The organism is Paenibacillus sp. EB106-06-01-XG199 (genome assembly GCF_058791575.1).
The window spans coordinates 367,824-394,776 of the sequence record NZ_JBYTDQ010000008.1 but is presented as its reverse complement, the minus strand read 5'-3'; the positions used below and the strand labels follow the sequence as shown (position 1 = coordinate 394,776).

Below are 26,953 nucleotides of genomic sequence, written 5' to 3'. Positions count from 1 at the left end.
TTATCCATACGGTAAATCGGCTGTTGACCATAGCTTCACACTACCAGTCTCCCTCTTTTCTCAGCCAGACTGATGGTTGCCTCCACACCGGAATTGAACTCCAGAAAGTCGCTTTCAACTCCATCGCTGAAAATGACCCCGTCCTCCGGCATCTGCGAGGTAATCCGCAGCGGCTGCTGAGCGCCGATCTGTCCGAAGACAACTCCGGCGGAGGTCGTACGGCTGGGGAAAGGTTCCCGCACCGTGAAATAAAGCTGCGGATGATCCCAGGCCAGCCGCTGACCGGAACCGGCCAAGCCAAGTACTGCCTCCGCTTCAGCATCCACTTGCAGCCCGGCTGCGCTGCGGACAATGCCCGTCGCTCCGGCAAGGACGCTCTTGAGCCAGCCGGTGGAACCCATACCGGTGGAGACAATGATGCCGCTGGAGGACTGCTGCTCGGTTACACCATTTAGCTGAAGCTGGTAACGTGCAGACACATGGGTTTTGCGGCCGATGAACAAATCATTGACGCCGTATAGGCTCTGTCCGTCATTAAGCTCCGCCCGGGCAAGGGTCACTTCGCGCACCTGGCGCTGGCCCCGGAACACCTCAGGCAGAAGGAGCCGCAGATCCTTGACGGTGAACGGCAGCAGCACTCCATCCCAGCGCTGCGGATCGGGATTGACACCGATCAGCGGCTGCTCCCGCAAGTATTTCAGCGTATTGGCAACAAGTCCGTCCTGTCCAAGTACAACCACTGTATCCTCATCACCGAAGATGAAATTCGGGACATGCTGCCGCTCCAGCAGCTGAACTCTGCCTATGGCGCTCAGCTCAATCACTGCCGTCTCCACCGCCTTACGGTAATGATGATCCTCGCTGATATAGTCGCTGAAATCCGCACCCAGCCGCTCAATATAGAACTGGGCCTGCTGGATCGTATTGTAGCGGACCACCAGCTCTTCCAGCCGTGTTTTGCGTTTGATCAGAATGATTTTATTCTCGGACATCCGGCCGCTCATCGCCCTCCCGCTCCTCTCGCCGCACCTGCCCCGTTTCCGGCCGATCCGGCCATAATTCCCTGCAGAAGATCCGGCGTAATGTTCAGCTGGCCAATCTTCCCGGCATTCTCAGCCAGTTCCTGGAAGGCGATGGCGATCAGCTTATCCGGATTCATGCCGACATTGGTCAGTGCCTGCAGCACATTTGACGATACCCCCTGCAGCGAATTCATCACCGCCGACAGCTCATAGGCTTTGGCATCCGCTTCCGCTCTTTGGTTGGCCACAGTGAGTTCGATCAGTTCCTGCTTCTTCTCTTCCAGTGCGGTATCGAAGCTGAGCTGCTCTTCCTTCATTTCGTTCTGCTTTTGCTTTACTGAACGCTCTGCATCCAGCTGGGTCTCACGGATCTGCTTCTTCTTCGTCTCAACAGCAATCTCCGTATTCAGCTCGTTTTCCTTCACCCGCCGCTCCTGCTCAATGGAGGCATTGCGCCGTTCATACAGCGCATTGTCTGCGCTGCGGAGAATTTCTTCTCTGGCCTGCGCCTCCAGTGCACGAAGGGTCTCCTTGTTCGGAACAATCGCCAGAATCGACAGCCCCATCAGCTCGATCCCGAGCTTCTCAATTTCCGCGTTCCGTTCGATCTCCCCGGTAATGGTCTTGGCCAGACGTTCGCTTGACTGGATGGCTTCCCGCAGGGGCAGCTGCTCCAGCTGCTTCTTGGTCAGCACCTTGGCGATGTTGATGACCCGCTGGGCCAGCTTGCCGGGATCATCGGACAGGTACGTATTCTTTTTCAAATTGTAGGTATAATTGAGGATTTGTGTGGTCTTGCGGTAATCGACGATCCGGTAGGTCAGCTGGCCCTGGACGGTCACCGTCTGGTAATCGCTCGTAATCTCTTCGAACATAAACGGGACATCAATCGAGGATACCGGCACTACAACAACCGACGTGGTCGGCACGTAATAATGAAAAGAAAGACCGATGCCTTCACGGACGACTTTGCCGTTCTTCACTTTGAGCACATAATCGCTGGGCTGGAATTTCACGAATCGGAATCCGAACATAGACAAAACCTCCTGATTTATGTTATTAACATTTTGTTATTAACAACAGTTTAGCATGAATGTTTGATATTATCAAGTTGTTATTAACATAATGAAACTATTTCTTTTTGAAGCAACGTAACTACTTCTTCCTATCCGGGAGCAACAGATTTGTACAAAATGAAAGAACGGTTTGAATTTTGTCCATTGAGTAAAGAACGGGTTTCCTTTAAGATTGTTCTAACGAGAATGATTATCATTATTGTTAATCGTTATATATTTCTGGGGAGGCAAGATTCTATGAAAAAGGCAAGACAACCCTTCGCCGCGTTATGTGTCATCTTCGTGATGAGCATCCTTCTGCTCGCGTGCGGAAATTCAGAGGAACCATCTGCCGGCAATGCTGCGGCTAACTCTGCTGGCAGCAATACCGCCGCGAGCGCATCACCTGCTCCGGAGGCATCCGACGCTGGCACTGGTGAAGCTGCAGCGAAAACCCGCTCCTATACGGATTACAAAGGCCATACTGTAGAGATTCCGGTTACACCGAAACGTATAGTTTACTCCGGAGAAACCTATGGTGACTTACTGGCATTGGGTGTGCAAGCAGTCGGTTATCCGCTTTCGATGGGCGATGGCCAGGTGTTCGAAGGCCAATTGAAGGGTGTCGAGGATGTAGGATTCCCGATTAACCTGGAGAAGACTTTGTCGCTTCAACCTGACTTGATCATCTATGCAGGAACGGACGAAGCGGATTTCGAGGCATTGTCCAAAATTGCACCCACTGTAATCTTCGATACTTTCGCCCCGCTGCAGGAACGGCTGGCGGAAATCGGCGGACTTCTTGATAAATCGGCTGAAGCGGAAGCCTGGCTGACCCAGTACAAGTCAAAGGAAACCGCCATGTGGGAGCAATTGAAAAGCGACGGTCTGATGAAAGAGGGAGAAACCGCAGCTGTCTTCACCTATTATCCCGGTGACCGGCTGTTCGTAATGGCCACCACCGGACTTTCGCAGGTGCTGTATGGTGAGAATGGCTTCAAGCCAATCCCCGCGATCCAGAAGGTGCTTGACGAAGGTTTGGGATTCCAGGAAGTATCTATGGAGGCGATTGAACAATATTCCGGAGACCGGATTTTCCTGCTGATTCCTGTTGCCGATGAAGCCAAGCAATCCACAGAAGCAATGATGAAGAGTCAGGTGTGGAAGAGTCTTCCCGCTGTCAAAAACGGCTATGTCTACACACAAGACATTATGAAGACATCAAGCGATGCAACTACCCGTGAATGGCTGCTGGGAGAAATCCCTAAGTTGCTGAATAATAAATAATTCATCTCTTTCTTAGGGTTCCGGTGTTTAAACGGGGACATATCTGACACAAAAGAAGCTTGTCAACACCAGTTGATAAGCTTCTTTGTTTTATATACAATGTATTTATTGATAATCATTCTCACTATTGAAGGGAGACCGTACCTTGCAGCATCCCTCATTGCCACCTCTCCCTCTTCGCTCGCTATTGTTTCAGCTGTCCAACGCCGAACTGATTATTCAGCCTGCCGACTCCTGCCCAGTACAGCAGACACCACTCTGTCATACGCTTCTTGTCTTTACGGGCGGCAGCGGAGTGCTGCATATTGACGGCCAGATTGCGCCGCTGAGTGCCGATAAGTGTTACCTGCTGTCTCCCGGAACCTCCTATAGCGCGGACAATCCGGAGATGACCCTGTATTATTACCTTATCTCTTTTACAGCCATTCATGCGGCCGAACTTCCGGAGCGTTATGCCGGGGAGTTGCTGCCAGGCAGACGGGAATTAATCGTTCATCCGTTCACCAGAGTCATTCGTCTGGCGGAAGAACTGATGATGAAGGACAACAGCGGCGACGATGTGCAGCACTACAAGCAGCAATTGAAATTTCAGGAACTGCTGCTGCTGCTCTTCGAGCACAATTATCCTTCCGGACAGCTGCCAAGTCCTGCAGAATCCGTGGAAAGAACTGCGGAGTATATGCAGAAGCACTATATGGAGAGCATCACGGTGAAGCAGATGGCAGAACTTGCGGGCATCCCGCTCTGGCAGTATACTCCGCTCTTCCAAAAGCTTACCGGCACAAAACCGCTCGATTATCTGACCGAGCTGCGCATTCACCATTCGAAGCAATTTTTACTGGATTCCGCTGAACCCCTGCGGGAAGTCGCCCGGCAGGTTGGCTTCTCTGATGAATATTATTTCAGCCGCCGCTTCCGCCAGAAGACCGGGGTCACCCCCGGACAATACGCCTATACGCAGCGCCGGAAGCCGACGGTCAAGGATTGGACGGGCCATCAGGTGGAGATCCCCGAACGGCCACGACGCATTGTCTATCACGGAGAAACGCTGGGCGATCTGCTCGCGCTGGGCGTGAAGCCTGTCGGCGGAGATGAGGCTTTTGCGCGGAACAGTGTCTATAAGCACCGGCTCAAGAAGCTGGCCAATGTCGGTTTTCCGCTGGACCCGCAGCTGACTGCCTCATTAAATCCCGATCTGATTATTTTCGCCAACGCGGATGAGCGGGCTTACCGGGTCATCTCAAGCATAGCTCCGGCACTGACCTTCGATTCTTTCGCACCACTCGAACAGCGGATGCGGATACTGGGAAGCTGGCTGGGCAAGCAGCATGAAGCCGAGGCTTGGCTGGCATCCTTCCATGCCAAAAACGCCGCCATATGGCAGCGTCTTTACGAGGAAACACTCCAGCCCGGAGAGACGGCCTCCGCGCTGATATACGACCACGGAAACCATCTGTTCGCCATGGGAAGGACCGGGCTTTCCAGTGCCCTATATGCCCCTGGCGGCCTGCAGCCGACTGAGGTGATCCGGGGCATTCTGGATCAAGAGCTCGGATTCGCCGAGGTCGATCCGGCGCAGCTGCATGCCTATGCGGGAGACCGGATCTTCATGCTCATTCCGGAGCGCAAGGACTCGCGGGAGGCCATGGAGCAGCTGATGCGTAGCCCGCTCTGGAACAGCCTTCCCGCCGTGCGGAAGGGCCAAGTCTATCTGCTAGAGAACGCGAAATGGAACTCTGCAGACGCGTTGACCCGGGAGAAGCTGCTCAATCTGCTGCCCAAGCTGCTAGGCAGCCAGCCGGTATGACCGAAAGAGCAGCCGACATTCAGTTCACTTTCCCCATAGATCCAGAATCGAACGGACTTCCTGCAGCCGCCCGGGATCAATCGGCCGCAGCGGATCGCCGTCTTCTCTTACGGCGGACCCAAAATGCACCCGTTCCACAGCTGTTTCACCCAGAAACTCCCTCAGGCCAGATGCTGTGAGGCCGCTTCCGGCCAGAATGGAGACGGATTTCGCGGAGGATAGACGCTCAAGCACCGCAATCCGTTCCGCACCTTCGGGCGCAGTCCGCTGCCCTCCGGAGGTCAGAATATCCGTCACCTGAGGGTAGCGTGACAGAACCTCCAGGGCTTCGAGCTGATCGGCGGCCTCGTCAAAGGCCCGGTGGAAGGTCACCTCCATGCCGTCTGCAGCCTGAAGCAGCTGCTTGAGCAGCTCTTCATCCACCGTCCGGTCGTGTCGGAGCATTCCCATGACCACCGACAGCCCTCCTATGGCGGCAATATGGCGGATATCGCGCAGCATCGTCTGCGCATCCGCCTTATCATAACGGAATGACCGGGCATGCGGCCGCACCATGACTCTGACCGGGATGCCCACGGCTTCGCGAACGCCTTCCATCAGCCCCAGGCTGGGAGTCAGCCCCCCCTCAAGGATGCCTGAAATCAGCTCAATCCGGTCTGCTCCATGCCGTTCGGCAAGGACAGCATCATTTACGGTCGTTGCAATGACCTCTAACAGCATTGCTCCACTTCCTCTCCTTGATTATGATAATGATATAGAATTCATCCTATTGTATTTAGCTGTTACACTTTATTGGTGAAAGGAACTAATCCGATGACCCCTAAAATCAATGTTGTACTATTAGAGACATTACTGCCGGAGACAGAGCTTGCATTGAGCGGGCTGTTGACAGAAGTAGTGGAAGATGGCGCCTCGATCGGATTTCTCCCTCCGGTCACAGCTGAGGAGGCTTCAGCCTATTGGAAAAGCGTCCCTGATCCGCATGTGCTGCTCTGGACAGCAATGGAGGGCGACAAAATCGCGGGTACGGTGCAGCTCCATTTAGCTGCCAAAGCCAATGCCCGTCACCGCGCGGAAATTGCCAAACTAATGGTACATCCGGAGCACCGCCGCAAGGGCATCGCCGGACTGCTGCTCGATACCGCCGAACAAGCTGCAGCGGCAGCAGACAGAACACTGCTTGTTCTGGATACGCGGGAAGGCGATCCCTCCAACCTGCTCTATCAATCGCGGGGATACATCGAGGCAGGCCGAATCCCGAATTATTGCCGGTCAGCCAACGGGCAGCTGGATGCTACGGTATTATATTATAAGTTAATTTGAACAAAAAAAAGCACGCTCCTCTTTGCCAGGGCACAAGTCGAAATGGAAGCCATATACGCTGAACTTAAGAATGATGGCGTGCTGACTGGTGAAATCTGCGTCAAGGGTTTCACCAAAACAGAAAGTAGGATTCGTAAGTTCACTCTATATAGTAAATAAGCTTGCTCACCTTTCATTCCGCCTGCAGCGCGCGTATGGCGGAATCAAGTGCACTTCTGCTCTTCATTCCGCCCTGCAGCGCGCGTGCGGTAAAAATAAAAGCCAGAGTTTCTGCGATTCGCAGAAACTCCGGCTTTTGCTATAGACAGAACTAAAATCCCTTTACGCCCACCACATATCCAGTGGCTGGTCGCGGATGAGAATGGACTGCAGATTGGTGACAGCCCGGTAGAATCCTTCATCTACTGACATCAGCGGATCTTCATGCTCAATGCTTACCACATAGTCGTAGCCGTAAGTGCGCAGCGCGCTCATAATATCCGACCATTCGGAGATGCTGTGCCCGCAGCCTACGGAGCGGAAGGTCCAGGCCCGGGTCTGTACATCCCCATAAGGCTGCATATCGGTCAGGCCGTACATGTTGATGTTGTCCTGGTCAAGATAGGTGTCCTTAGCGTGAAAATGATGGATCGCGCCTGCCTTGCCGAGAATCTTGATCGCCCCTACCGGATCAATGCCCTGCCACCACAGATGGCTCGGATCGAGATTCGCACCAATGGCATCGCAGGTAGCTTCTCTCAGCTTGAGGATCGTATATGGCGTATGGCACAGGAAGCCGCCGTGCAGCTCGATACCGATCTTGACTCCATGCTCTTCGGCCAGCTTGCCGATTTCCTTCCAGTACGGAATCAGCTTCTGTTCCCACTGCCAGGTCAAAATATCGCTGTATACGGTAGGCCAAGGCGTTACCGGCCAGTTAGGTGCTTTGGCGTCGTCACTGTCCCCGCCAGTACCTGAGAATGTATTGACAACCGGTACGCCCATGAGTGAAGCCAGCTTGATCGACTTGCGCAGAATTTCGTCGCCTTGGCGGGCTTCTTCCTTATCCGGTGAAATCGGGTTATTGTGGCAGCTGAAAGCGCTGATGATAATCCCGCGTTTGGTGAATTGTTCGAGATAGGCCTCGCGGGCCGATTCGCTGGCCAGCAGCTCATCGGTCGGACAGTGGGCATTGCCCGGATTGCCTCCCGAGCCGATTTCCACGGCGTTCAGGCCAGCGGCAGCAATTTTATCGAGCATCTCTTCGAGTGTTAAGCTTCCGAATACCGGATCAAATACACCTAACTTCATTTATATTCCCACCTTTTCTCTGATTGGCTCCAAAGCTTCGGAATGGCCGTACACCGGATAATCACGTTTGGTTGGAGCACACCAATTGACGCCATTGATGATCACTTTTTGAATTTCCTGGTTGTAATAGGTCGGATATGATTCATGGCCCGGTTGGAAATAAAAAATCTTCCCGCTTCCGCGCCGGTAAGTCGAACCGCTCGGGAACACATTGCCCCCTTCGAACCAGCCTACAAAGATGAGGCTCTCCGGTGCCGGCACATCAAAATGCGCCCCGTACATCTCTTCCTGCTCCAGGTCGATGTATTCGCCGATGCCTTCGGCAATCGGGTGGCTCGGGTCCATTACCCAGAGACGTTCCTTCTCTTCTGCTTCGCGCCATTTCAGGTCGCAGCTGGTGCCCATCAGCTTCATGAAGATTTTGGACATGTGGCCGGAGTGCAGCACAATCAGCCCCATTCCCTTCAGGACCCGGTTGTACACGCGGCTTACAATCTCGTCGCTGACCTCCTGATGGGCAACATGCCCCCACCAGACCAGCACATCCGTATTCTCCAGCACCTCTTCCGTCAAGCCATGCTCCGGCTCGTCCAGGGTAGCTGTTGCTGTATCAAAGCCCGCTTCCTGCAGGAATCCGGCCAGTTGTCCGTGAATTCCCTGCGGATATACCCGGCGGATTCGTTCCTCCTGCAATTCATGACGGTATTCATTCCATATGGTTACTCTGGTCACTTTGGACACACTCCTAATTTGAGCTGAATTCAGGGATATGCTGAGTTATCCGTTAATGCAAAATAGATAAGCATAAAATACATGCGGGACTTTAACGCCCTACGTTTCTTAAAGCGGGAAAATTGCCCGCTAAATACATGGGAATGGTCATTTCTCGACACTTAAAGGGAAATTGGCCCTTTAATTCTGCCGGGTGCGGTGAATTTGAATGATCCTTGAAAATTAGCGGGCTCAAATCCCCTTACTTGTCATCTGGATCTACCAGACTCTTAATTAGCGGGCCGTTTTCCTGTTAATGCTTGAAGCATGAGGAAGGATATCCTTCCTTATTACTCAACGTTCTTTAGTCAAAAAACACCGGCATTCCGGTCTCTGACGATTTGTAGATCGCCTCCAGAATGCGGGTAACCACCAGCGCCTGCTCCGGTTTCACCACCGGCTCGGTGTCGTTCACAATGCTGCGGATCCACTGCTCGGCTTCAACCACTGCGGGGTCATCTCCGGCACCGTCATAGAAGTCAACGCCAGCGGCATCAAGTCCGATATACTTCTCGAACGTCTTGCCATAGGCCTCTCCATTAATGCGCAGCCCCTTCTCCATATCCGCTCCGCCTTCCGTGCCGCAGAGCGCGGTCTTGGCTTCGCCGACATCCAGCGTGTTCAGCGCCCAGCTGGCTTCAAGCACGATCGTTGCGCCATTCTCCATCGTAATGAAGCCGATGGCGGAGTCTTCAACGGTGAATTTCTCCGGGTCCCACGGCCCCCAGGCGTTTGCGGCATTTTTGCGGCCGGACAGCTTGTGGTAGGCATTGCCCACGGCATACTTTGGCTTGTAGTTGTCCATCATCCACAGGGTCAAATCAAGAGCATGGGTGCCGATATCGATCAGCGGACCTCCGCCTTGCGCTTCTTCATCGAGAAACACGCCCCAGGTCGGAACCGCACGGCGGCGGATAGCCTTCGCTTTGGCATAATAAATCTCTCCAAGCTCGTTGTTCTCGCATACGGCATGCAGATACGCTGAATCGGCTCTGAACCGGTTCTGATATCCGATCGTCAGCTTCTTGCCGGTGCGCTTCGCAGCATCAATCATCGCCTGTGCTTCCGCAGTCGTCTTGGCCATTGGCTTCTCGCACATTACATGCTTGCCGGCCTCCATGGACGCAATCGAAATCTCCGCATGGGAAATGTTCGGCGTACATACGTGAATCACATCTATGCTTGCATCCTTAAGCAGCTCTCTATAATCGCTGTATACCGCAGCGTTGGCATCTCCGTAATCCGCTTTGGCCTGCTCGGCACGTTCAGGAACGATATCGCAGAAAGCAACCATCACCGCACCTTCCACTTTTTTTAGCGCAGGCATATGTTTGCCGTTCGCGATGCCGCCGCAGCCGATAATTCCAACTTTTAAAGTCATTCTCTCTTAACCTCCACTTGTTGATGTAATATCTCTATCTTACAAATCCGCGGAAGGGCTTTCTTCCTGCAATCTTGCCCTGTTATTCCTGAATATTGTCTTATGATATTTCAGGGGCGATATTCCCGTCGCTTCCTTGAAAAAATGATGGAAAGTCTTCACGCTGCCAAACCCCGCCGCCTCCGCCACGGCAGACATGGGCAGGTTCTCATTGAGCAGAATCCACTTGGCTTTATTCAGCCGGTACTCATTCAGGAAGGCCACAAAGGTCATGCCCGTATTTTTCTTGAACAGCTTAGTAAAATAATACGGGCTGAAGCCCATATGTCCGGCTACCTCGTTTAGCGTAATCGGTTCCTGGTAATGCTGCTCGACATAGATGAAGATCCGCTCCAGCCGTTCCAGCGTTTCCCGCGACTGGATCTGAGTATCCTCCGAGAACTTGGGCCCTCTGTTGCTGCTATTCTTCGGCACTTCCCGCATAATAACCGTCAGCAGCTCGAACAGCCTCGCCTTGATGAGATAGGCATAGCCTTCACGCCGCTGCGTGTCCTCCTCGTAAATGCTCTCCAGAAGGCCAATCACCTTCGTTGCTACCGCTTCCGGCCAGCTTGAACTGGATTGCTCCATCTCTGTGAACAAATCGCGGAGCGAATATTCATTGCCGCCGAGCGCAGTAACCTCCTGGAACAGTCCGAGATCAAACTGGATCACAAACCGTTCACTTTCAGGCGAGGCGAGGAAATAGTGCACATCTCCGCCATTGATGAACTGTATTTCACCCTGTTCCATGCGGATCGGGGTATCATTTATTCCCAGATTTAGTCTTCCTTTGGTGACGTAAATAATTTCGATTTCTTTATGCCAATGCGGATATGTGAGATCATCACCTCCGCAGACTAAGCTGCGGAAGGGGAAATGCTTATCCACATCCGGAAGTTCGAGATAAATATTCATTAGCGCGGCTCCTTGTCCGGGTAATTAGCTGAAATTAAAATTTCATTGAACCCCACTTTATCTTATCCCCCGGCAGAGGACACATCAAGAGGCGCAAAAAAGAGCCCCGCGGGGCTCTCTTTCACACTATATTTTAAATCGAAAACAAATCAGAGTTTAATCTTCAAAACAACCTTCCGCACCGCTTCCTTCTTCCCCGCTTCAATCCCTGTCATATGCCCGTCCTGCGGATAGCAGACGACAAGCGCTCCCGGACCTGCGGTTACCGCCGACTCCAGCTCACCCGTAAAGAACACCGCATCTTTCTCGGCACTGTATTCATCTCTTACCTTGAGCTGCTCAATAGCGGAATAACCGATGCGCTCTGTGCCTTCAAGAATATAATGCAGATCAAGATTGATCCGGTGGGCTTCCCAGAAGCAGTCTCCGGCGTTCTTGGTCTCGTATTCATTGATGAAATAGAACATTTCATCATTCACCTCATGACGGCCTGCAGCCAGTCCTGCAAAGTCCGTATCCCGCAGGAACTGCAGTCCACGCTGAATTTTCTCTCCGTAAGCAGCCTCATTCTCCAGCAAATGCCCCAATGTATCCACTATCATGCCCGAAATCCTCCTATAATCTCTGATATATCCCCGTTTTGCGGAATAGAAAAAGAATAGTTGATTCCCCGCGGCAGGTCTATGTATTTGTTCACGTACCCCCGGCATAGATTCTTACAATAAGGTCTAAGCTCGCAAAACTTAAGTCCATGCTTTCGAAGTGAGTTTTGCCCGAAGTGGATTCAATGAGGCTAAGCTCGCAAAACTTTAAGGAGGCGGTATAATGCTCATTGTCCTGATGTACATGTTCGCCGCACTGGGTGCTGGCTTGCTGCTGGCGGCAGCGGTGCTGCGGCATAAACTGTCCGATCCTTCGTCCGACTTGAACAAGCTGATCCATACACTGGCTGATTTCAACCTTAAATTCAGCAAGCGGTTCATCACTCCAGACAAATCTCATATCATTGCCCTGGATGAAGGAGGGAAACAGCTCGCTATCGGCATGTATTCCCCTGACAACCACGAAACGTCCTCAGCTGCCCTTTACACCTTTGATGTGATCTTAGGCTCTGAAATTGTTGAGAATGCCCTCACCCTGACCAAAGTCAGCAAAACCAGCCGGATTACCAGCAGTGGCGCAAAGACCGGCACAGGTAAAGTGCTGGATGCTGCCGCAGTCGACGGAACGACAAACAGACAGGAAGACGGAACACCCGAGGAAATCATTGAGCTTACGCTTAAAATCTACCTCAGCAGTACAGATACGCCCGTGCTGTCTATTCCCTTTCTTCCAAGACAGGTACCGGCCAATAAATCGGACCCGGGATACTCCCAGGCCCTTATGGAAGTTCAGCATGTGCATGAGATGATCCGGGATATTGTCTCAGCATAGTACCGTACGGTCATCGTATTGCTTTCCAGCCCACCCTTGCTCAACCTGCCAATATCCTCGCCGTTCTACGGATTTCAACCGCAAATAGCGGGTTAAATCAAGAAATTCTTACGACAACAGCGGCCGGAAGTTCAAACATTCACCGTTGCGTTCTATGCCGGCGGGGTAAAGCTAAAGTTCAGCTTATATAACTACCAGCTTGCGCGCTTATTGATATTCTTCATATCCGTATTCGTCCACTTGCCATAAATAAAAAAAGCCAGATTTGAAATGTCGGGGAAGTTGGAGCGGATTCCCTGTTGTACGTTTTTATACTGGGCATCGGTCCAATCGGTATCCAACGCGGCGATGATTTCGGCATTGCCGATTTTTTGCCGGGTCTGGCTTAGTATACCTTCGCTGTCATAAACCCAGCTTTGCGGAAATTCCCAGTCGTCGAAATAGGCCATCGGAGAAACAAAATCCATGTATGGCATAAATTTGGCGGCATCCTGTCCGACTTCCACAAACTCCGGCGGCAGAATATAAGCCCCGAAAAAGAGCCCTGGCGTAATCCCGTCCAAATCGCTTTTCACATCACGCACATATTCCCCAAGCTTGGTCGTTCTCCACTCATTCCACTCCTCCCGTTTCGCATTATCTGAAGCAAAGTTAATAGTAATTGGATCATAGCCGTATTGATTTTTATACTGTGTTCTCGTGTAATCCCCCATATCCATGTTGTAATCGTCAAAGCGGAGCCAGTCCAGGACAATACCATCAACATCATAATTTGCCGCAACTTCTTTGATGATGGAGCGCTCATAGGCTTGCACACCAGGATCGAGCGGATTCACGAAATATTCAGTGCCATTGGAGCCTGTAAAAGGTTTCACCTTGCCGTCCACAAGCGCGCGCATCTGCCACTCGCTGTTCTTGTCAAAGGCCGCACGGTCGTGGAACTGCGGAATCCATGCCCTCACCTGAATATTCTTTTTATGTGCCTCAGCAATAACATCCTTGACTGCGTCAAAATTGGCGTATCCCGAAGCAACCGGTGCAATCTTGCTCTTATAAAATGCATAACCGGACGGAATCTCCTCATCCTCATCCTGCTTCACACTCAAATTGATGACAGAAATATTGTTCTTTGCCGCATTGCTCACGAAGCTGACAACCTCATTATGGTTTTTGAAATTGGCGCCTGTCCGCACGATGATCTCGGATACAAAGGGCCCTGTTTGGGCAGAGGTTGTCTGGGCCGGAACACTCAGCATAAAGCTCAGCAGCAGCGCGGGCAGGGCCGTCAGCAAAGTCCGTTTTCTTTTACCTTTAGTCATTGTTTTCTCCGCCTTTCTATAATTAGATGGGGTGCAGATTAGATGTTATGAATTCCTTATTCCTCCTCCTTTCCTAGACAGACTGAGAGCTCGGAAAGCTTCTGCCTTATCCCTGTGTCCCGCCGCTATCGGTGAGCTCTGTATGATGAAAGTAAGGGATAGTGATTTGAACAGTTGTTCCGATTCCAAGCCGGCTGTAGAGCAAGACACCGTATGAACCGCCAAATTGCAGCTTGATTCTCTGGTCGACATTGCGGATGCCATAGCCCATCTTGATCCCGCTTGGAGAGAAAATCTGCCGGATGGTTTCCTTGGTCATACCGATGCCGTCGTCAATCACCTTGAACACAATCCCTTGCTCGCCAGCCTCCGCCGTAATGCGGATATGAATGGTCTCCCCGTAAAAAGCATGCTCAAGAATATTCTCCACAAAGGGCTGCAAAATCAGCCTTACAGTATCAAAACCCAGCACCTTCTGGTCGATATCGAAATTAAAGGTGAGATGATCCTCATATTTGATTTTCTGGATGTCAATATAGGTCTGTACATGCTGCAGCTCCTTCTCGATCGGAATCATCGTCCTGCCCTCATTCAGTGTCAGCCTGTAGAATTTCGCAAGGCCGCTGACCATCGAACGGATTTTACTGATCTCACCGAACTGTGCCAGACGGTTTATGGAAGAGAACGAGTTATACAAAAAGTGGGGATTGATCTGTGCCTGAAGAATTTCCAGCTCTGCTTCCTTCTTGTGCAGATTGGAGAGGTAAACTTCCTGAATCAGGCGGTTCATATTCTCCCCCATATTATTTAGTGCCAGGGAGATCTGATTAAATTCGTCATTTCCCCGGTAACTAAGCCTTTTATGTAAATCCCCTTCCTGAAAGGAACGGAGAACAGACACAATTTTGACGACACGCCGGGAAAAATAGCCGGACAGCAGCATACCTGCTGCGGAAAAGAAACCGATCATGATCAGGCAGACGAGAATGGTTACGCTTTTGACCTTCTGGATATCCTGCTCCAAAACTTCATTGGGGATATTGACCGCAAGCGTCCAGTTCAGCTCCTCAACCGGCGCCTTGATTTGCAGATAATCCTTGCTCTCCAGCAGTGCAATTTGCTGAGGTTTCACATTTTTATCCCCTGAAGAAAGGTGGATAATGTCATGATTTTCATTTTCTATATACACTGTGCTGCCCTTGCGGAACTTATCATCTTTCACGCTTTCAAGAAGATCGGCAATCTTGACGGTAATCCGGACAAAACCAAATGGACTCGGGGCAGTGGGCTCATACGTATCCATCAATCTTCGGAGTAAGGAAATATTCCCGTAGGACTCATCATCTTCGATCTGGCGCCACTGCATCGTCACCCCGTATTGCTCCCGGGGAAAACCGCTGAACCATGGCTTGCCCAGAATCCGCTTTTGGTGAAACAGCTGGTAGAACCTCCCCTTCCGCAGCGGGTCCATCCCTTCGTAAGAATAGTAAACCTCGGGTATAGTCTCATTCTGAATATACAGGGACAGTGCAATGTTGCGGTTAGAGGAATGCACCGTATTTTGCAGCATCGGGATCAAATAGCTCTGCAGCGTCTCAAAGCTGTACCAGCCGTCATCATAGCGTCTTAAGGAATCCGCCAGATTGCGGTCATAATACAGTGAGTCCGTCAGCCGCTTGGTATCCTCCACCTTATAACGGATATTATCCTGAATCTGCTGAAGCGTGCCCCGGATATTGGCCTTTGTCTGTGTTCGGATGGATTCAACCGCTGTGTTATAAGCAAAGGCACCGACAAAAGCAACCGGGACAATCAGCAGTACAATATAAGAAATCATCAGCTTGTAGCCGAATGACAGAAACCGTTTCTTTTGCTTCATAGGCCGCTGTTCTCCTTTGTTCAGCACTGCTTACGGTAATCCCCCGGTGTCATCCCATATTTGTCTTTAAACTGCCTGCTGAAATAAGTCAGGTTTTTATAGCCAACCCTTCCGGCCACCTCGAAAATTTTATATTGGGGATTCTGCAGTAAAGTGCAGGCTTTCTCCAGCCGCTTCTCCACCACGTAATCGCTGAAATTAATGCCGGTTCCCTGCTTGAACAACACGCCGAGATGATTCGGGGAAAAGCTAAACAGATTGCTCACATCCCGGAGTGCGATATTCTGGTCCAGATGCTTCTCCACATAGGCGCAGACCGATTCAAGCAGCTTATTATTTTTCTTTTGCTTCTTTACATGCAGTGTTTCAGAGATTTCAAATACCCTCCGGCGCAGCCAGGATTGGATATCATCCATGGTTTCAAATTTGAACAAAATGTCCAGGTTCTCCATTCGCATGCCCAGCATCTGGAATAGATTCTCGTTCAGTCCTGCCAGATAGGCATCCAGCCGGGAGATAATCTGAATGGCAAAGTTGTAGACGGTAGATTTGGACTTCATCCGGCGGACCAAGGCGAATACATTCTCAAGTTCATCGTGCAGCTGGACAAGCCTGTAATTCGACATTGCGGCAAACAGGGCATCCAGCGTCATTTCGAGACTCTGCACATCCTCCACGCTGCCTGACTCCAGCTCGGAAAATTGGATCAGACGGCTTTTGCCCGCAAGCATTTTATAATCAAGCGCCTGCTTCGCCTGCTGATAAGAGGTGTGAATTGAAGCGGTGGAAGCTGCTGTGCTGCTCAGGCCTATTGTGATGGTGACCGGAAACCGGACCCCAATAAGTTCAATTAAACCGCTGAGCAGCGCTTCACATTCCGCCAGTTCCTCCATCTGCAGTACAAGCGCACATTCACGGCTGGAAAGCCTGCACAGCGACCAGATCCGGCACTCTGTGCAATAATCCAATACCGTTTGATACAGCTGATTGACGATCTGCCTCGCTTCCAGCTCGCTGTATGCATTCAGCTTCCAGGCCACATCATCAATCTCAATCACGGCGACCCGCTGCGGAGCAGATGGGCTAATCCCGCACTGCGCAAGGACTAGGTCATCCATGGTTTCTGCTCCGTCCTGCTGGCCATCCAGCAGGCCAAGCAGCCTGTTATTCTTAAGTACAGGCAAGGTCTTATAGTAATCCGATTCCAGTCTCGACTGCTGGGCCTCATGATCCAGCTGGGCCTTCACCTTCTGCAGCACCTCGATCATTTCTTCATCCTCTACAGGCTTCAGGACATAACTCTGCACATTCAGCTCCATCGCCTGCTTGGCATAGTGGAAGTCTTCGTAACCGCTTACAAATATGATTTTCAGCTGTGGGAGCAGCTGCAATGCTTCACGGGACAGCTCCAGACCGGACATAATCGGCATCCGGATATCGGTGATCAGAATATCAACATGATGATTCTGTATATAATCCAGCGCAGCGAAGCCGCTGCTCACCACCGCTGCTACATTCATCTGCAGATCCTTCCAGGGTATAAAGTGCTGCATCCCTCTTAAATCCAGCACTTCATCATCTGACAGCAATACGTTATACATGTTTGACCTCCAATCCGGCCGTGTGATCAAAGCCAACACTTTCTATTGATCACATCATATAACATTTCATTTTTACCGTGTTGCAAAACCTTCATCCTCATTGCAGAAGTCTACAAATCGTTGTTCTTATCAGTGTTTTTGCCGGAACGGTTCCTATACTATGAATTTCAGCAGAGAAATTTGCAAAGGAAGTGTTCAGATGAAAAAAAGTATCGTCACGTCTTCACCACCGGGAGTCCCTCCGGGCGTACGACCGGAAGCCCGCCGCAAATCCTTCTGGTTCAGATTCTCCAGGCAGCTGGATCTTCAACTGATGGTCATCCCGGCAATGATTCTTATCGTGATCTTTTCTTATCTGCCGATGTACGGGGTGCTGATGGCTTTTCAGGATTACGATATTTTCCAAGGATTTCTGCACAGCCCATGGGTAGGCTTCAAGTATTTCCAGATGTTCTTCGAGGCACCCGAATTCTGGACTGTCATGCGCAATACGATTGTGATTAGTGCCCTGAGACTCCTCATCGGATTTCCGGCACCTATACTGCTGGCGCTTATCCTGAACGAAGTGACTCACTCACGCTTCAAACGGATGATCCAGACCATCAGCTACCTGCCCCACTTCCTGTCCTGGGTCATCGTGTCCGGATTTGTGACCTCCATGCTGGCAACCGACAACGGAAGCGTGAACATGCTGCTGCAAAAGCTGCATTTAATCAGCGAACCTGTCAATTTCCTGTCCATTCCCGGCTACTTCTGGGCTATCCTGATCGGAACAGGAATCTGGAAGGAGATCGGTTTCTCCGGCATCGTATATCTGGCCGCCATTGCCGGCATCAATCCCGAAATTTACGAAGCAGCCTCCATCGACGGAGCAAGCCGCTTGAAGAAAATTTGGTACATTACTCTGCCCGGTATTTCCGGCGTAGTTACGATCTTCATGATTCTCGCAGTTGGCGATATCTTGAGCGCAGGCTTTGAGGACATCCTGCTCCTGGCCAAAAACCCTGTACTTCAGGACGTGTCCGATGTCATTGATACTTACGTCTACCGCGTTGGTATCCGCAACTCGCTTTTCTCCTACGCCGCCGCAGTCGGTTTATTCAAGTCGATAATCAGCGTCTTTTTGCTCACAGTTGCCAATCGGATAGCCCGTAAACTGGGACACAGTCTGTGGTAGTCTTCGGCATCGCAACTACACATTGAAATGCAGGTGATCACGGCATGAAAAACAGCTTTTCTGACAATTTGTTTCTCAGTCTCATTTACTCCATGCTCATTCTCATGGCTTTTGTAATGTTGTATCCGTTCTGGAATTCGATCGTCATCTCATTCAACGTGGGTTTGGACACGACGCGAGGGGGGATCACCTTTTGGCCCAGACAATTCACTCTGGAGAATTACATTGTAGTGTTTCAGGATAAGCGGCTAATGACAGGCTTCCTTATTTCCGTACTGAGAACAGTGATTGGCACAATCCTATCCATTGCCTGTACATCAATCTTTGCCTATGGCATGTCCAAGAAACAGCTCATGGGACGGAAAGGGTATATGATCCTGTGTATCATCACGATGTACTTCAGCGGAGGATTGATTCCCTCCTTTCTGATTAACCGCGAGCTGGGCCTGATGAATAATTTCTGGGTCATGATTGTTCCGAATATAATCAGCGTCTGGAACATGATCATTTTCCGCACGTTTTTTCTCGAACTTCCGGAAGGATTGGAGGAATCGGCGAAAATCGACGGCTGCGGCCACTTCGGTATCTTTTTCAAAATTGTCATCCCGATTTCGGGTCCGGTGATCGCCACACTCTCTCTATTTGCTGCAGTATGGCACTGGAATGACTGGTTTACGGCCAGCATTTACATCACTTCCGGGCATCTGCTCCCGATTCAAACGCTGCTTCAGCAAATCCTTAGCTCCAACATTATGTCTGAACAGATGATGCAGACCAATGCAGCCGCTCAAGGCCACATGGCCCGGCTCCAAAGCGTCACAACCAAATCGCTCACCATGTCCACCATGCTGGTAGCAACGGTACCGATTTTGCTCGTTTATCCATTTTTGCAGAAATATTTTACCAAGGGCGTCATGATCGGTTCCATTAAAGAATGAACTTGGATAAGATCGGTGTAGCAATCATGGCTCACGGCTTATTCTTGATAAAAAACAATCCCATGGGGGTATGAAGATGTCCATTACAAAAAAATCATTCCTGCTGCCGGTATGTATGCTGGGTATAAGTATCATGCTTGCCGCATGCGGTGGAAACACCGGTGAAGACGGGGCAAAACCAAGCAACAACACTGCCGGGACTGATTCATCTAAACCTTTTGTTTTCGGAGAAACTCCGCTCACCTTTTCCTTTTTCGGCAATTATGACTGGTATACGATGAATCCTTGGGGCCAGGATCCGGCGACTAAATGGATTCAGGAGAACAAGAAAGTAACGGTCCAGTCGATCCAGTCCGGCGGTGCGGCTCTGCAGAAATTCAATACAATGATCGCTTCCGGCGAGTACCCGGATGTCATCTGGGGAGACCGCGGAGCCGAAGTAGAAAAGCTGAGAAAAGCAGGCAAGCTCGTTGCGCTGGACCCCTATCTTGATAAATATCCTAATCTGAAAAAATGGGCGGGAGAAAAAACAATCAATATGCTCCGCTCCGAAGACGGCAAACTGTACCAATTTCCGAATTGGTACACGAAAAATCCGATGGGCAACGGTGGCTACGCTGTAAATAATAAAATCTACAAGGAACTCGGATCGCCGAAGCTGGAAACCTTTGATGACCTGTATGCCTATCTGAAGCTGGTGAAAGAGAAATATCCTGACATTATTCCATTCGAGGTCGGGATGCTGGGTCAAGGGATAGACTTTCTCTACGCCGGGATGGCGGAAGACCGGAATGTCGGGCAGGTCTCTCTGCGTGTGGTCCCCCAGGGGAATGAGCTGAAATCCCTCTTCAGTGATCCGGTCTACCGCGAAACTATGGTGTTCGCCAATAAATTGTTCCGGGAAAAGCTGATTACCCAGGATGCCATCACGCAGACCCGCGACCAGGTCAAGGAAAAGGTGAATAATGGCCGCATAGCGATCTACGGGGATTTCGATACCACCGTTATCGGCACGGAAGCGAACAGCATGCTGCGCGCCAAAGATCCTGAAGGCGGATACACGATGATCTGGCCTTTGCATAAAGCCGGCGTAGATCCGAAGAAGGTATGGGTCAACGAATTTGATTCTCTTGGCTGGAATGTCAGTGTCATCACAACCCAGGCTGAGAATCCAGAAGGTATATTTGCCTATCTGGACTGGCTGACGGGCGAGGAAGGGGAGCGTATTATTTTCTGGGGGCCTGAGGGCATGTACTGGCAGGGCACCAATGAGAAAGGCGCACCCGTCTATACAGAAAAATATAAAAATGAAGCCGAGGAGCGTTCCAAGCTCATGGCCATCTGGGATACGTTTCAATGGGCAGGAAATACAGCGTTTATTGATGGAGCCAAGGCTGAAAATGAAATGAGTCTGCCTGAAGATAAGCGCGACTGGGCTACGGTCTCCCAAACCACAATCGCCTGGAAAACCTCCTTTGATGCCACGGAATTCGGCAATATCCAGCCCCTTCCAGATTCAGAAGAGGGCATGATCATGCAGCGTGTAGCCGATATCGCCGATAAGGTGCGGGCTAAAGCCTTGTTCGCCAAGGATGAACAGGAAGTGATTGCCCTGCTCGACAAAGCCGAGCAGGATGCCCAAAAAGCCGGTTATGATAAGCTCCTGAAGTTTGAAACCGGGAAATGGCAGGACAATATTAAGAAGATAAAAGGGAATTAAACCATCCCGCTATAAAAAAACAAGGGTGTTCCCTGCCATGTAAATGGCGGGACACCCTTTGCTTTGTCAGGATGAGAGTGGAAATACATCAATGAATACGGCTGTGGTCAGAATCAATTGGCCCAAGGAATGGACCGAGGCCGCGCGTTTAAGCTTCAGTGAGTTTAAGGAGATCTACCTTGCCTGCATTCAGCTTCTCAATAATCGCCAGCAGAAAGGTCTCTGCCAGACTATTCTTTTTGATCTCCCGGGCTGCTTCTTCAAATGTGAACCACATCGCTTGATCCACTTCGGCACTCATCCGGCTCAAGTCTTCCGAATCAGCCATGCTTATAAAGTTCAGCATCAGCGTATTGGACGGCTCAAAATAAAGGCTGCGCATATATTCATAAGCCACGATATCCAGCCCTACCTCTTCCTTTACCTCGCGGATAAGGGTGGCTTCCGCATTCTCCCCTTTGTTGACGTAACCTGCGAGCAGGATGTAATCCGGCCGGTTATACTGCTTGATTAGCAGAATCTTGTCCATTTCTTTGTTCAACACTGCGGTACTGATAGCCGTGCTAAAAACAGGAAACCGGAACATTCCGCATGCCTCGCAAAAAGGGACCAGCCCCTCCCCGCCGCATTCTTTCAAGATCAGCTCAGTTCCGCATTCTATACAATACTTCAAGAAACATCTCTTCCTCTCCAAGTACACTGAATTCTATTCTATTATACAGATCCAGGGATATGTAATCGCTAGGTAAAATTTTAGGAATTCACGTTCTGAGGGGATTTTGGGACAGGTTTTTGTTATCCGGTGTGGAATAAGAAGAGTAGCCTGATTCATCGGGCTCTATTAAAAAACAACTTGGAGGGACTGCAAACAATGAATCCGCTAATTAACTTTGCGCATCGCGGCGCATCCGCTGTGTGTCCGGAGAATACGATGTCAGCATTCCGCAAAGGTCTTACCCTTGGAGCGACCGGGATTGAAACCGATGTACAGATGACTAAGGATGGCGCACTGATTCTGATTCATGACGAAACGCTGGGCCGCACGACAAACGGCAGCGGGAATGTGAAAGACCACACGCTTAAAGAACTGCTTGCCCTGGACGCGGGATCCTGGTTCGGGGAAGAATTCAAGGGAGAGCTGCTTCCCACCCTCGAAGATCTTCTGGATCTGCTCAAGGATAGCGATACGGTGCTAAATATTGAACTTAAGAACGGGGTCTTTATGTACCCGGGGATGGAGGAAAAGGTTATTGCCGCCGTGCGGGAATTCAACATGAGTGAACGCGTCATATTGTCGAGCTTCAACCATTACTCCCTGGCTCACTGCAAATCGCTTGCACCGGAGATTCGCACCGGGATTTTATATGGAGAAGGCTTGTACCGCCCGTGGGATTACGCGGCCTCTCTGCAGGCGGATGCGCTGCATGCCTATCATTTCGCTGTGCTGCCGGAGTTTGTCTCCGAGGCGGCGGAGCATGGCATCGCCTATCATCCTTGGACCGTGAATGATCCGGAGCGCATGAAAGAATTAATCGCTGCCGGAGTGTCAGGAATCATTAGCGATTATCCGGACGTGCTGGACAGACTGCTTACTGCCAAGGGAGTGTGATGGGGTGAAGAAAGTCTGGCTGCTGGGTTTCGGGTTTTTCAGCATCAGCATTACATGGAGTTTGTATAATGCGTTTGTACCTTTTTTCCTGGAGAAATATGTACACAGTGTAGCCTTGATCAGCTTCATGATGACCATTGATAACTATTTCGCCCTGTTTCTGCAGCCATGGATAGGCAACCGCAGTGACCGTACGGTGAGCCGTTATGGGCGCAGAATGCCTTATCTGCTGATCGGAATGCCGCTGGCTGCCGTACTGACGATGCTGATCCCGTTCCACACCGGGCTGTTCACGCTACTGCTCTTTATGATGCTGATGAACCTGGCCATGAGCCTGTACCGTTCGCCGACCGTCGCGCTGATGCCGGATATTACGCCGGATAAGCAGCGCACCAAGGCGAACGGACTGATTAACTTCATGGGAGGGATTGGGTCGATTCTGGCGTTTGGCGTCGGCTCATTCCTCTACAAGGCCAGCCCGGCATTGCCGTTCATTGTTGCCGGTCTCATCACGCTGCTCTGCCTGTTCATCGTGTCACAGTTCATCAAGGAGGAACGGGATGGGGTGAACAAAGAAGCCGGACTGGGTACAGAAGAAGCCACAGGTTTATCCGGAGATTCGCAACGCAGCGGTAACATTCCACGGGTCAAACCTACACGCATCTCCTTAAAAAAACAGCTCGACCGGACCACAGTCTGGCTCTTAGCAGCCATCTTCTTCTGGTTCGTTGCTTATCAAGGTGTAGAGACACTGTTCACATTGTACGGCAAACATCACCTTGGTCTCAGTGAACAGGCAGCCTCCTTCTCGCTGACGTTCTTTTCCCTGGCCTTCGTAGTATTTGCGATTCCCAGCGGCTGGCTGGGCGGGCGGTTCGGGAAGAAAAAGATGATTGTCACCGGAGTATGCGGACTGATGGCAGTTTTTTCCCTCGTGGGATTTGCGGAGAATTTACTTGTGCTGCGGATTCTGCTGCTCCTTGGCGGGATGTTCTGGGCCTGCATTAATATCAATTCATATCCTTATGTAGTAGCGACAGGCACAGAGGAAAGCATCGGCACACGCACCGGGATGTATTATCTGGTCTCCTCGCTGGCCGCCATCACCTCCCCACCGCTGCTTGGGCTGATGATTGATCTTACCGACTACTCCATCCTGTTCTATGCGGCAGCGGTGAGCATGGCAATAGCCCTGCTCTGCCTGTTCCTGATGAAAGGACGCAGCAAATTGAATTAATTGGCTTTGGAGCTGCCTGCCCAATTGACTGATTGAAGCGCGTTTCCCTGCTTGTGTATGGTATATCGGCCCTTTCCGAGCTGCTTGGCGCTGTACATTGCCGAATCGGCTTCCTTCAGCAGCCGCATCGGGTCGATCCTGCCATGGCTCAACGTAATGCCAATGCTGACTGAAACAAACAGTTCATGCCGCTCCAGACTATAAATGCGGGTCGTTTGCTCCAGAATCTGCATAGCCAGCTGCTCCACTTCCTTACGGCCGCAGCGCTTGGCGACAATTACGAATTCATCCCCGCCGTTCCGGAAGATATGCCGTTTGCCTTTGGAGGTGAACTGTTTCAGACTGCCGCCGACGGCCTGGAGCAGCAAATCGCCCACATGATGGCCAAGTTTGTCATTGATTGACTTGAACCGGTCCAGGTCAAGGAACAGCACCGCAAGCTGCTCGTTCGGTTTGCAGTGGTCCCAAAAGTGATCCATCCCGTTTTTGTTCAAGAGGCCTGTCAAGGTGTCCCTGTAGGCCAGTTCCTTCAATTGCTCTCTTTCGGTCAGGATCTGGCGAAGCTTAGAGAACAGATACGTCAGAGCCAAGAGAGTCAGTGTATACAGTGCCAAGGAGATAAACAGGCTGCCCTCAGCCTGTTTCAACCCGGACTGTGACTGCTTGCCCAGCCAGTGCATTCCGTATAATCCGCCGCTGGTGATCAGTATTATCAGGCTCGTGCGCACAGCACGGGCTCTTTGATTTTTATAGGTGAAATTCCGGGTCAGCCGGAGAAGGCTGTACACAGTCAACGCTGCGATGAGAACCGAAAATAGAGCCAATATATAATTACGGGCTTCTTCCATCATAATGCGCACTCCCTTTTACATGAAAATAAATCTGGTTAGTCGGCTATAAGCTTATTATCGGCAGGCACGGACTGATCCTGCATGGAATGTTTTGGAAGGGGCCGTCTGGATAAGGTCTAGCTCTCCATATGCTTCACACAGTTATACAGCTCGCAGGCCCAGCCGCTGTCCTCTTTAACGATGCGGGTGACAGAGGTATTCTTCAGCAGCACGCTGACATCCAGTCCGGGAACCAGTCCGGTCAGGCTGCTCCGCAGAATCGCGCCGTGGCTGACAATCAGGATGTTGTGGCCGGGATGCTTCAATGCAATCTCTTCAATCGCCTTGCTCCCCCGTTGCTTGCCTGACTCATTGCTCTCCAGCCCGAGGTCCAGCGACTTCCATCCTGTTCCCCAGCGTTCCACCCGCTCTTGCTCCGTGGTGCCCTCAAGCAGTCCGCCGTTCATCTCCCTAATTCCCGGAATCACTCCCGCTACCTGCAGGCCCAGCTTCGCTGAGATCACCTCTGCTGTCTGTCTTGCTCTCAGCAGGTCGCTTGAGTAGATATAGTCCCACTGTTCTCCGCTGAGACGCTCTGCTATAGCCGCCGCCTGCTGAAGTCCCTCCTCGTCCAAAGGGTTATCCGTATACCCCTGTATCCGTCCTTCTTTATTCCAAGCTGTGCTGCCATGCCGAATCAAGCCGATTCTTGTCATTGTTGCTACCCGCCTTTATGAAGAATAAGTAAGCTTACTTATAGAATGAACTTAATCACTACACAAAAGGGCAAAAGCGGCCGGAAGTCCAAATATTCCCTGTAGCTACGTCCTCGCCAAAATGGAAAAATCTTAAATTCAATCTATTTAGATTATAAACGAACAGTCCGGAAGATGCATGCGCCACCGGATATAAGAATCATCAGTTGATCATTATTCTGCCTGCAATGAAGCCTAAGTAATTGACGGTTAGACTGCCCTTATACGATAATAAGACCCGGTGCTTCATTCTGGAGCATGTTCCAAATTCATCCTGCATGGCAGATTATGCTGCCGCCACTTAAAAGGAGATACTGTTCATCATGAAAAAAATCGTCACCCTCATTCTTACCCTGCTTCTCCCGCTTTACGTCCTTCCTCCCGCATCATCAAGCGCCTCTGCGGCGCCTGCGTCCAAGCTCGCAGTTTATGTGGACAAGGAGAATCATGCTTACATTCCACTGCGTTTCCTGAATGATTTTGCCGGCATCCGGTCGATCCTCACTCCTGGCGGAACGATAGAAATTACAAAGGACGAAGCTTCCCTCCGCCTGATTCCGGGCTCGGCGAAGGCCTCCGTGAACGGCAAGGCCGTAACCTTGAGTGAGCCGGTCTTCAGCGGCAGCGGCACGACGTATGTTCCGCTGTCCCTGGTCAGCCAAACACTGGGCCTTCAGCTGAAGTGGAATCCGCAGGCTTCGTCGCTCACGCTGACAGCGGACGAAACTTCCGCCACCTTGCCCGTGCACAGCGGAGCACTCCTTAAAGCGGAATCCCCGGCGGTAGTCAGCGGCAAACGCACCTTTAAGGTCGGCAGCCGCTCCTTTACAGTGCAGACAGTCACCGCTTCCCTGCTCCATCCCTCGGTCAAGCTGGATGTAGTGCTTGCCGGCAACACGGTCGGCAAGACGGAGTCACTTGGCAGCATTGCCAAACGTAGCGGTGCTCTCGTTGCGATCAACGGGACCTACTTTGATGCCTACACTAAAGGGGCATACAAAGTCCCTTACGGTTATATCATCAGCCGCGGAAAGATGCTCAAGAACGGCGCTGGAGAACGGCGGGCCGTATTCGCTTATGACCGCAATCTATTAGCAGAGCTGATTCCTGGCACTGAATTCGCATCGCGCTTCCAGAGCGGGACCATCGAAGGTGCGCTTCAGGCCGGCCCCCGGCTGCTGGTTAACGGGAAGGTAGCGGTGGATGTGACCGCCGAAGGCTTCCGGGATCCCAAAATCCGCACCGGCGGCGGAGCCCGCAGCGCGCTGGGCTTGACGCGCGACCACAAGCTGATTCTTCTGACCACCAGCGGGGCTACCATTTCGCAGCTGGCGCAGATTATGAAGCAGGCCGGTGCCTATCAGGCCATGAATCTGGATGGCGGCGCCTCCAGCGGATTGTATTACAACGGAAAATATTTGACAACACCGGGACGTCTGATCAGCAATGCGCTGGTCATCAAAACCCGTTAATCCATCCTTCCGCAACATACAAGCAGCCTCCCGCAGCCGGATCTTTTTCCGGCAGCCCGGGAGGTTGTTTGCGTCTGAATCCTGTTTTG

Annotated in this window: 24 protein-coding genes; 10 read left to right on the top strand and 14 right to left on the bottom strand. The window is 51.2% G+C overall.

Annotated features, from left to right (window positions below; genetic code table 11):
* Positions 1-35 precede the first annotated feature (35 nt).
* Both AC3WT9_RS26820 and AC3WT9_RS26815 read right to left on the bottom strand, forming a co-directional pair.
* Positions 36-1,004 (bottom strand): diacylglycerol kinase catalytic domain-containing protein, encoded by a 969-nt coding sequence (locus AC3WT9_RS26820; RefSeq protein ID WP_341377506.1) that lies wholly within the window; start codon positions 1,002-1,004, stop codon positions 36-38.
* Positions 1,001-2,056, bottom strand: a complete 1,056-nt coding sequence (locus AC3WT9_RS26815; protein WP_341090270.1) for an SPFH domain-containing protein — start codon at positions 2,054-2,056, stop codon at positions 1,001-1,003. Before AC3WT9_RS26815 ends, AC3WT9_RS26820 begins: the two co-directional genes overlap by 4 nt.
* Positions 2,057-2,335: 279 nt before the next feature.
* Here AC3WT9_RS26815 and AC3WT9_RS26810 point away from each other — a divergent pair, with 279 nt between their 5' ends.
* Both AC3WT9_RS26810 and AC3WT9_RS26805 read left to right on the top strand, forming a co-directional pair.
* Positions 2,336-3,364, top strand: a complete 1,029-nt coding sequence (locus AC3WT9_RS26810; protein ID WP_341377505.1) for an ABC transporter substrate-binding protein — start codon at positions 2,336-2,338, stop codon at positions 3,362-3,364.
* 145 nt (positions 3,365-3,509) lie between these two features.
* Entirely contained in the window at positions 3,510-5,171 is a 1,662-nt protein-coding gene (locus tag AC3WT9_RS26805; protein WP_492408199.1) for an ABC transporter substrate-binding protein, read from the top strand.
* Positions 5,172-5,195: 24 nt separating this feature from the next.
* Here AC3WT9_RS26805 and AC3WT9_RS26800 read toward each other — a convergent pair whose 3' ends face one another.
* Positions 5,196-5,891 carry a copper homeostasis protein CutC gene (locus AC3WT9_RS26800; protein WP_341090262.1) on the bottom strand — a complete coding sequence of 232 codons (696 nt, stop codon included), beginning with the start codon at positions 5,889-5,891 and terminating at the stop codon, positions 5,196-5,198.
* Positions 5,892-5,984: 93 nt separating this feature from the next.
* On the opposite strand from AC3WT9_RS26800, the gene AC3WT9_RS26795 reads away from it, so the two are divergent.
* Positions 5,985-6,494: a GNAT family N-acetyltransferase gene (locus AC3WT9_RS26795; protein ID WP_341377503.1), complete on the top strand. Its 510-nt coding sequence runs from the start codon at positions 5,985-5,987 to the stop codon at positions 6,492-6,494.
* Positions 6,495-6,815: 321 nt separating this feature from the next.
* Here the strand turns inward: AC3WT9_RS26795 and AC3WT9_RS26790 are convergent, their stop codons facing one another.
* From AC3WT9_RS26790 to AC3WT9_RS26770, 5 genes are all read right to left on the bottom strand, one after another.
* Positions 6,816-7,784: a sugar phosphate isomerase/epimerase family protein gene (locus tag AC3WT9_RS26790; protein ID WP_341377502.1), complete on the bottom strand. Its 969-nt coding sequence runs from the start codon at positions 7,782-7,784 to the stop codon at positions 6,816-6,818.
* Positions 7,785-8,516, bottom strand: coding sequence for a ThuA domain-containing protein (locus AC3WT9_RS26785; protein WP_341377500.1), 732 nt, complete (start codon positions 8,514-8,516; stop codon positions 7,785-7,787).
* 343 nt (positions 8,517-8,859) lie between these two features.
* Complete coding sequence (locus tag AC3WT9_RS26780; protein WP_341090255.1) at positions 8,860-9,936, bottom strand: Gfo/Idh/MocA family protein; 1,077 nt, start codon at positions 9,934-9,936, stop codon at positions 8,860-8,862.
* Between the two features lie 39 nt (positions 9,937-9,975).
* Positions 9,976-10,893, bottom strand: coding sequence for an AraC family transcriptional regulator (locus AC3WT9_RS26775; RefSeq protein WP_341090254.1), 918 nt, complete (start codon positions 10,891-10,893; stop codon positions 9,976-9,978).
* Positions 10,894-11,042: 149 nt separating this feature from the next.
* Complete coding sequence (locus tag AC3WT9_RS26770; protein WP_341090251.1) at positions 11,043-11,495, bottom strand: NanQ anomerase/TabA/YiaL family protein; 453 nt, start codon at positions 11,493-11,495, stop codon at positions 11,043-11,045.
* Positions 11,496-11,718: 223 nt separating this feature from the next.
* Here AC3WT9_RS26770 and AC3WT9_RS26765 point away from each other — a divergent pair, with 223 nt between their 5' ends.
* On the top strand, positions 11,719-12,327 hold the full coding sequence (locus AC3WT9_RS26765) for a hypothetical protein (RefSeq protein ID WP_341090249.1): 609 nt from the start codon (positions 11,719-11,721) through the stop codon (positions 12,325-12,327).
* Between the two features lie 191 nt (positions 12,328-12,518).
* On the opposite strand, the gene AC3WT9_RS26760 is transcribed toward AC3WT9_RS26765, so the two are convergent.
* From AC3WT9_RS26760 to AC3WT9_RS26750, 3 genes are all read right to left on the bottom strand, one after another.
* Positions 12,519-13,646 (bottom strand): family 10 glycosylhydrolase, encoded by a 1,128-nt coding sequence (locus tag AC3WT9_RS26760; RefSeq protein WP_492408195.1) that lies wholly within the window; start codon positions 13,644-13,646, stop codon positions 12,519-12,521.
* A 106-nt stretch (positions 13,647-13,752) separates the two neighbouring features.
* Complete coding sequence (locus AC3WT9_RS26755; RefSeq protein WP_341377497.1) at positions 13,753-15,525, bottom strand: sensor histidine kinase; 1,773 nt, start codon at positions 15,523-15,525, stop codon at positions 13,753-13,755.
* Positions 15,526-15,545: 20 nt separating this feature from the next.
* Positions 15,546-17,126 carry a response regulator gene (locus tag AC3WT9_RS26750; protein WP_341377496.1) on the bottom strand — a complete coding sequence of 527 codons (1,581 nt, stop codon included), beginning with the start codon at positions 17,124-17,126 and terminating at the stop codon, positions 15,546-15,548.
* 313 nt (positions 17,127-17,439) lie between these two features.
* Here AC3WT9_RS26750 and AC3WT9_RS26745 point away from each other — a divergent pair, with 313 nt between their 5' ends.
* The 3 genes from AC3WT9_RS26745 to AC3WT9_RS26735 all read left to right on the top strand — a co-directional run bounded on the left by AC3WT9_RS26745 (position 17,440) and on the right by AC3WT9_RS26735 (position 20,961).
* Positions 17,440-18,303: an ABC transporter permease gene (locus AC3WT9_RS26745; protein WP_341380327.1), complete on the top strand. Its 864-nt coding sequence runs from the start codon at positions 17,440-17,442 to the stop codon at positions 18,301-18,303.
* 44 nt (positions 18,304-18,347) lie between these two features.
* Entirely contained in the window at positions 18,348-19,241 is an 894-nt protein-coding gene (locus AC3WT9_RS26740; protein WP_341090240.1) for a carbohydrate ABC transporter permease, read from the top strand.
* Between the two features lie 76 nt (positions 19,242-19,317).
* Positions 19,318-20,961, top strand: coding sequence for an extracellular solute-binding protein (locus AC3WT9_RS26735; RefSeq protein ID WP_341090238.1), 1,644 nt, complete (start codon positions 19,318-19,320; stop codon positions 20,959-20,961).
* A 148-nt stretch (positions 20,962-21,109) separates the two neighbouring features.
* Here AC3WT9_RS26735 and AC3WT9_RS26730 read toward each other — a convergent pair whose 3' ends face one another.
* Positions 21,110-21,634, bottom strand: a complete 525-nt coding sequence (locus tag AC3WT9_RS26730; RefSeq protein ID WP_341377494.1) for an NAD(+) diphosphatase — start codon at positions 21,632-21,634, stop codon at positions 21,110-21,112.
* A gap of 198 nt (positions 21,635-21,832) precedes the next feature.
* Here AC3WT9_RS26730 and AC3WT9_RS26725 point away from each other — a divergent pair, with 198 nt between their 5' ends.
* A complete protein-coding gene (locus AC3WT9_RS26725) occupies positions 21,833-22,570 on the top strand; it encodes a glycerophosphodiester phosphodiesterase (protein WP_341090232.1) in 738 nt (245 codons plus the stop codon).
* A gap of 4 nt (positions 22,571-22,574) precedes the next feature.
* Positions 22,575-23,807, top strand: coding sequence for an SLC45 family MFS transporter (locus AC3WT9_RS26720; RefSeq protein ID WP_341090230.1), 1,233 nt, complete (start codon positions 22,575-22,577; stop codon positions 23,805-23,807).
* On the opposite strand, the gene AC3WT9_RS26715 is transcribed toward AC3WT9_RS26720, so the two are convergent.
* Both AC3WT9_RS26715 and AC3WT9_RS26710 read right to left on the bottom strand, forming a co-directional pair.
* On the bottom strand, positions 23,804-24,658 hold the full coding sequence (locus AC3WT9_RS26715) for a diguanylate cyclase domain-containing protein (protein ID WP_341377493.1): 855 nt from the start codon (positions 24,656-24,658) through the stop codon (positions 23,804-23,806). The genes AC3WT9_RS26720 and AC3WT9_RS26715 overlap by 4 nt on opposite strands.
* Positions 24,659-24,774: 116 nt before the next feature.
* Positions 24,775-25,353, bottom strand: a complete 579-nt coding sequence (locus tag AC3WT9_RS26710) for a histidine phosphatase family protein (protein WP_341090226.1) — start codon at positions 25,351-25,353, stop codon at positions 24,775-24,777.
* Positions 25,354-25,715: 362 nt separating this feature from the next.
* On the opposite strand from AC3WT9_RS26710, the gene AC3WT9_RS26705 reads away from it, so the two are divergent.
* Positions 25,716-26,864: a phosphodiester glycosidase family protein gene (locus AC3WT9_RS26705; protein ID WP_341377492.1), complete on the top strand. Its 1,149-nt coding sequence runs from the start codon at positions 25,716-25,718 to the stop codon at positions 26,862-26,864.
* Positions 26,865-26,953 lie beyond the last annotated feature (89 nt).

Excerpts from the sequence above, each read along its gene's own strand:
- AC3WT9_RS26820 (WP_341377506.1), bottom strand. The coding sequence starts at position 1,004 with ATGAGCGGCCGGATGTCCGAGAATAAAATCATTCTGATCAAACGCAAA.
- AC3WT9_RS26815 (WP_341090270.1), bottom strand. The coding sequence starts at position 2,056 with ATGTTCGGATTCCGATTCGTGAAATTCCAGCCCAGCGATTATGTGCTC.
- AC3WT9_RS26810 (WP_341377505.1), top strand. The coding sequence starts at position 2,336 with ATGAAAAAGGCAAGACAACCCTTCGCCGCGTTATGTGTCATCTTCGTG.
- AC3WT9_RS26800 (WP_341090262.1), bottom strand. The coding sequence starts at position 5,891 with ATGCTGTTAGAGGTCATTGCAACGACCGTAAATGATGCTGTCCTTGCC.
- AC3WT9_RS26795 (WP_341377503.1), top strand. The coding sequence starts at position 5,985 with ATGACCCCTAAAATCAATGTTGTACTATTAGAGACATTACTGCCGGAG.
- AC3WT9_RS26790 (WP_341377502.1), bottom strand. The coding sequence starts at position 7,784 with ATGAAGTTAGGTGTATTTGATCCGGTATTCGGAAGCTTAACACTCGAA.
- AC3WT9_RS26780 (WP_341090255.1), bottom strand. The coding sequence starts at position 9,936 with ATGACTTTAAAAGTTGGAATTATCGGCTGCGGCGGCATCGCGAACGGC.
- AC3WT9_RS26775 (WP_341090254.1), bottom strand. The coding sequence starts at position 10,893 with ATGAATATTTATCTCGAACTTCCGGATGTGGATAAGCATTTCCCCTTC.
- AC3WT9_RS26770 (WP_341090251.1), bottom strand. The coding sequence starts at position 11,495 with ATGATAGTGGATACATTGGGGCATTTGCTGGAGAATGAGGCTGCTTAC.
- AC3WT9_RS26765 (WP_341090249.1), top strand. The coding sequence starts at position 11,719 with ATGCTCATTGTCCTGATGTACATGTTCGCCGCACTGGGTGCTGGCTTG.
- AC3WT9_RS26760 (WP_492408195.1), bottom strand. The coding sequence starts at position 13,646 with ATGACTAAAGGTAAAAGAAAACGGACTTTGCTGACGGCCCTGCCCGCG.
- AC3WT9_RS26755 (WP_341377497.1), bottom strand. The coding sequence starts at position 15,525 with ATGAAGCAAAAGAAACGGTTTCTGTCATTCGGCTACAAGCTGATGATT.
- AC3WT9_RS26750 (WP_341377496.1), bottom strand. The coding sequence starts at position 17,126 with ATGTATAACGTATTGCTGTCAGATGATGAAGTGCTGGATTTAAGAGGG.
- AC3WT9_RS26745 (WP_341380327.1), top strand. The coding sequence starts at position 17,440 with ATGGTCATCCCGGCAATGATTCTTATCGTGATCTTTTCTTATCTGCCG.
- AC3WT9_RS26740 (WP_341090240.1), top strand. The coding sequence starts at position 18,348 with ATGAAAAACAGCTTTTCTGACAATTTGTTTCTCAGTCTCATTTACTCC.
- AC3WT9_RS26735 (WP_341090238.1), top strand. The coding sequence starts at position 19,318 with ATGTCCATTACAAAAAAATCATTCCTGCTGCCGGTATGTATGCTGGGT.
- AC3WT9_RS26725 (WP_341090232.1), top strand. The coding sequence starts at position 21,833 with ATGAATCCGCTAATTAACTTTGCGCATCGCGGCGCATCCGCTGTGTGT.
- AC3WT9_RS26715 (WP_341377493.1), bottom strand. The coding sequence starts at position 24,658 with ATGATGGAAGAAGCCCGTAATTATATATTGGCTCTATTTTCGGTTCTC.
- AC3WT9_RS26710 (WP_341090226.1), bottom strand. The coding sequence starts at position 25,353 with ATGACAAGAATCGGCTTGATTCGGCATGGCAGCACAGCTTGGAATAAA.
- AC3WT9_RS26705 (WP_341377492.1), top strand. The coding sequence starts at position 25,716 with ATGAAAAAAATCGTCACCCTCATTCTTACCCTGCTTCTCCCGCTTTAC.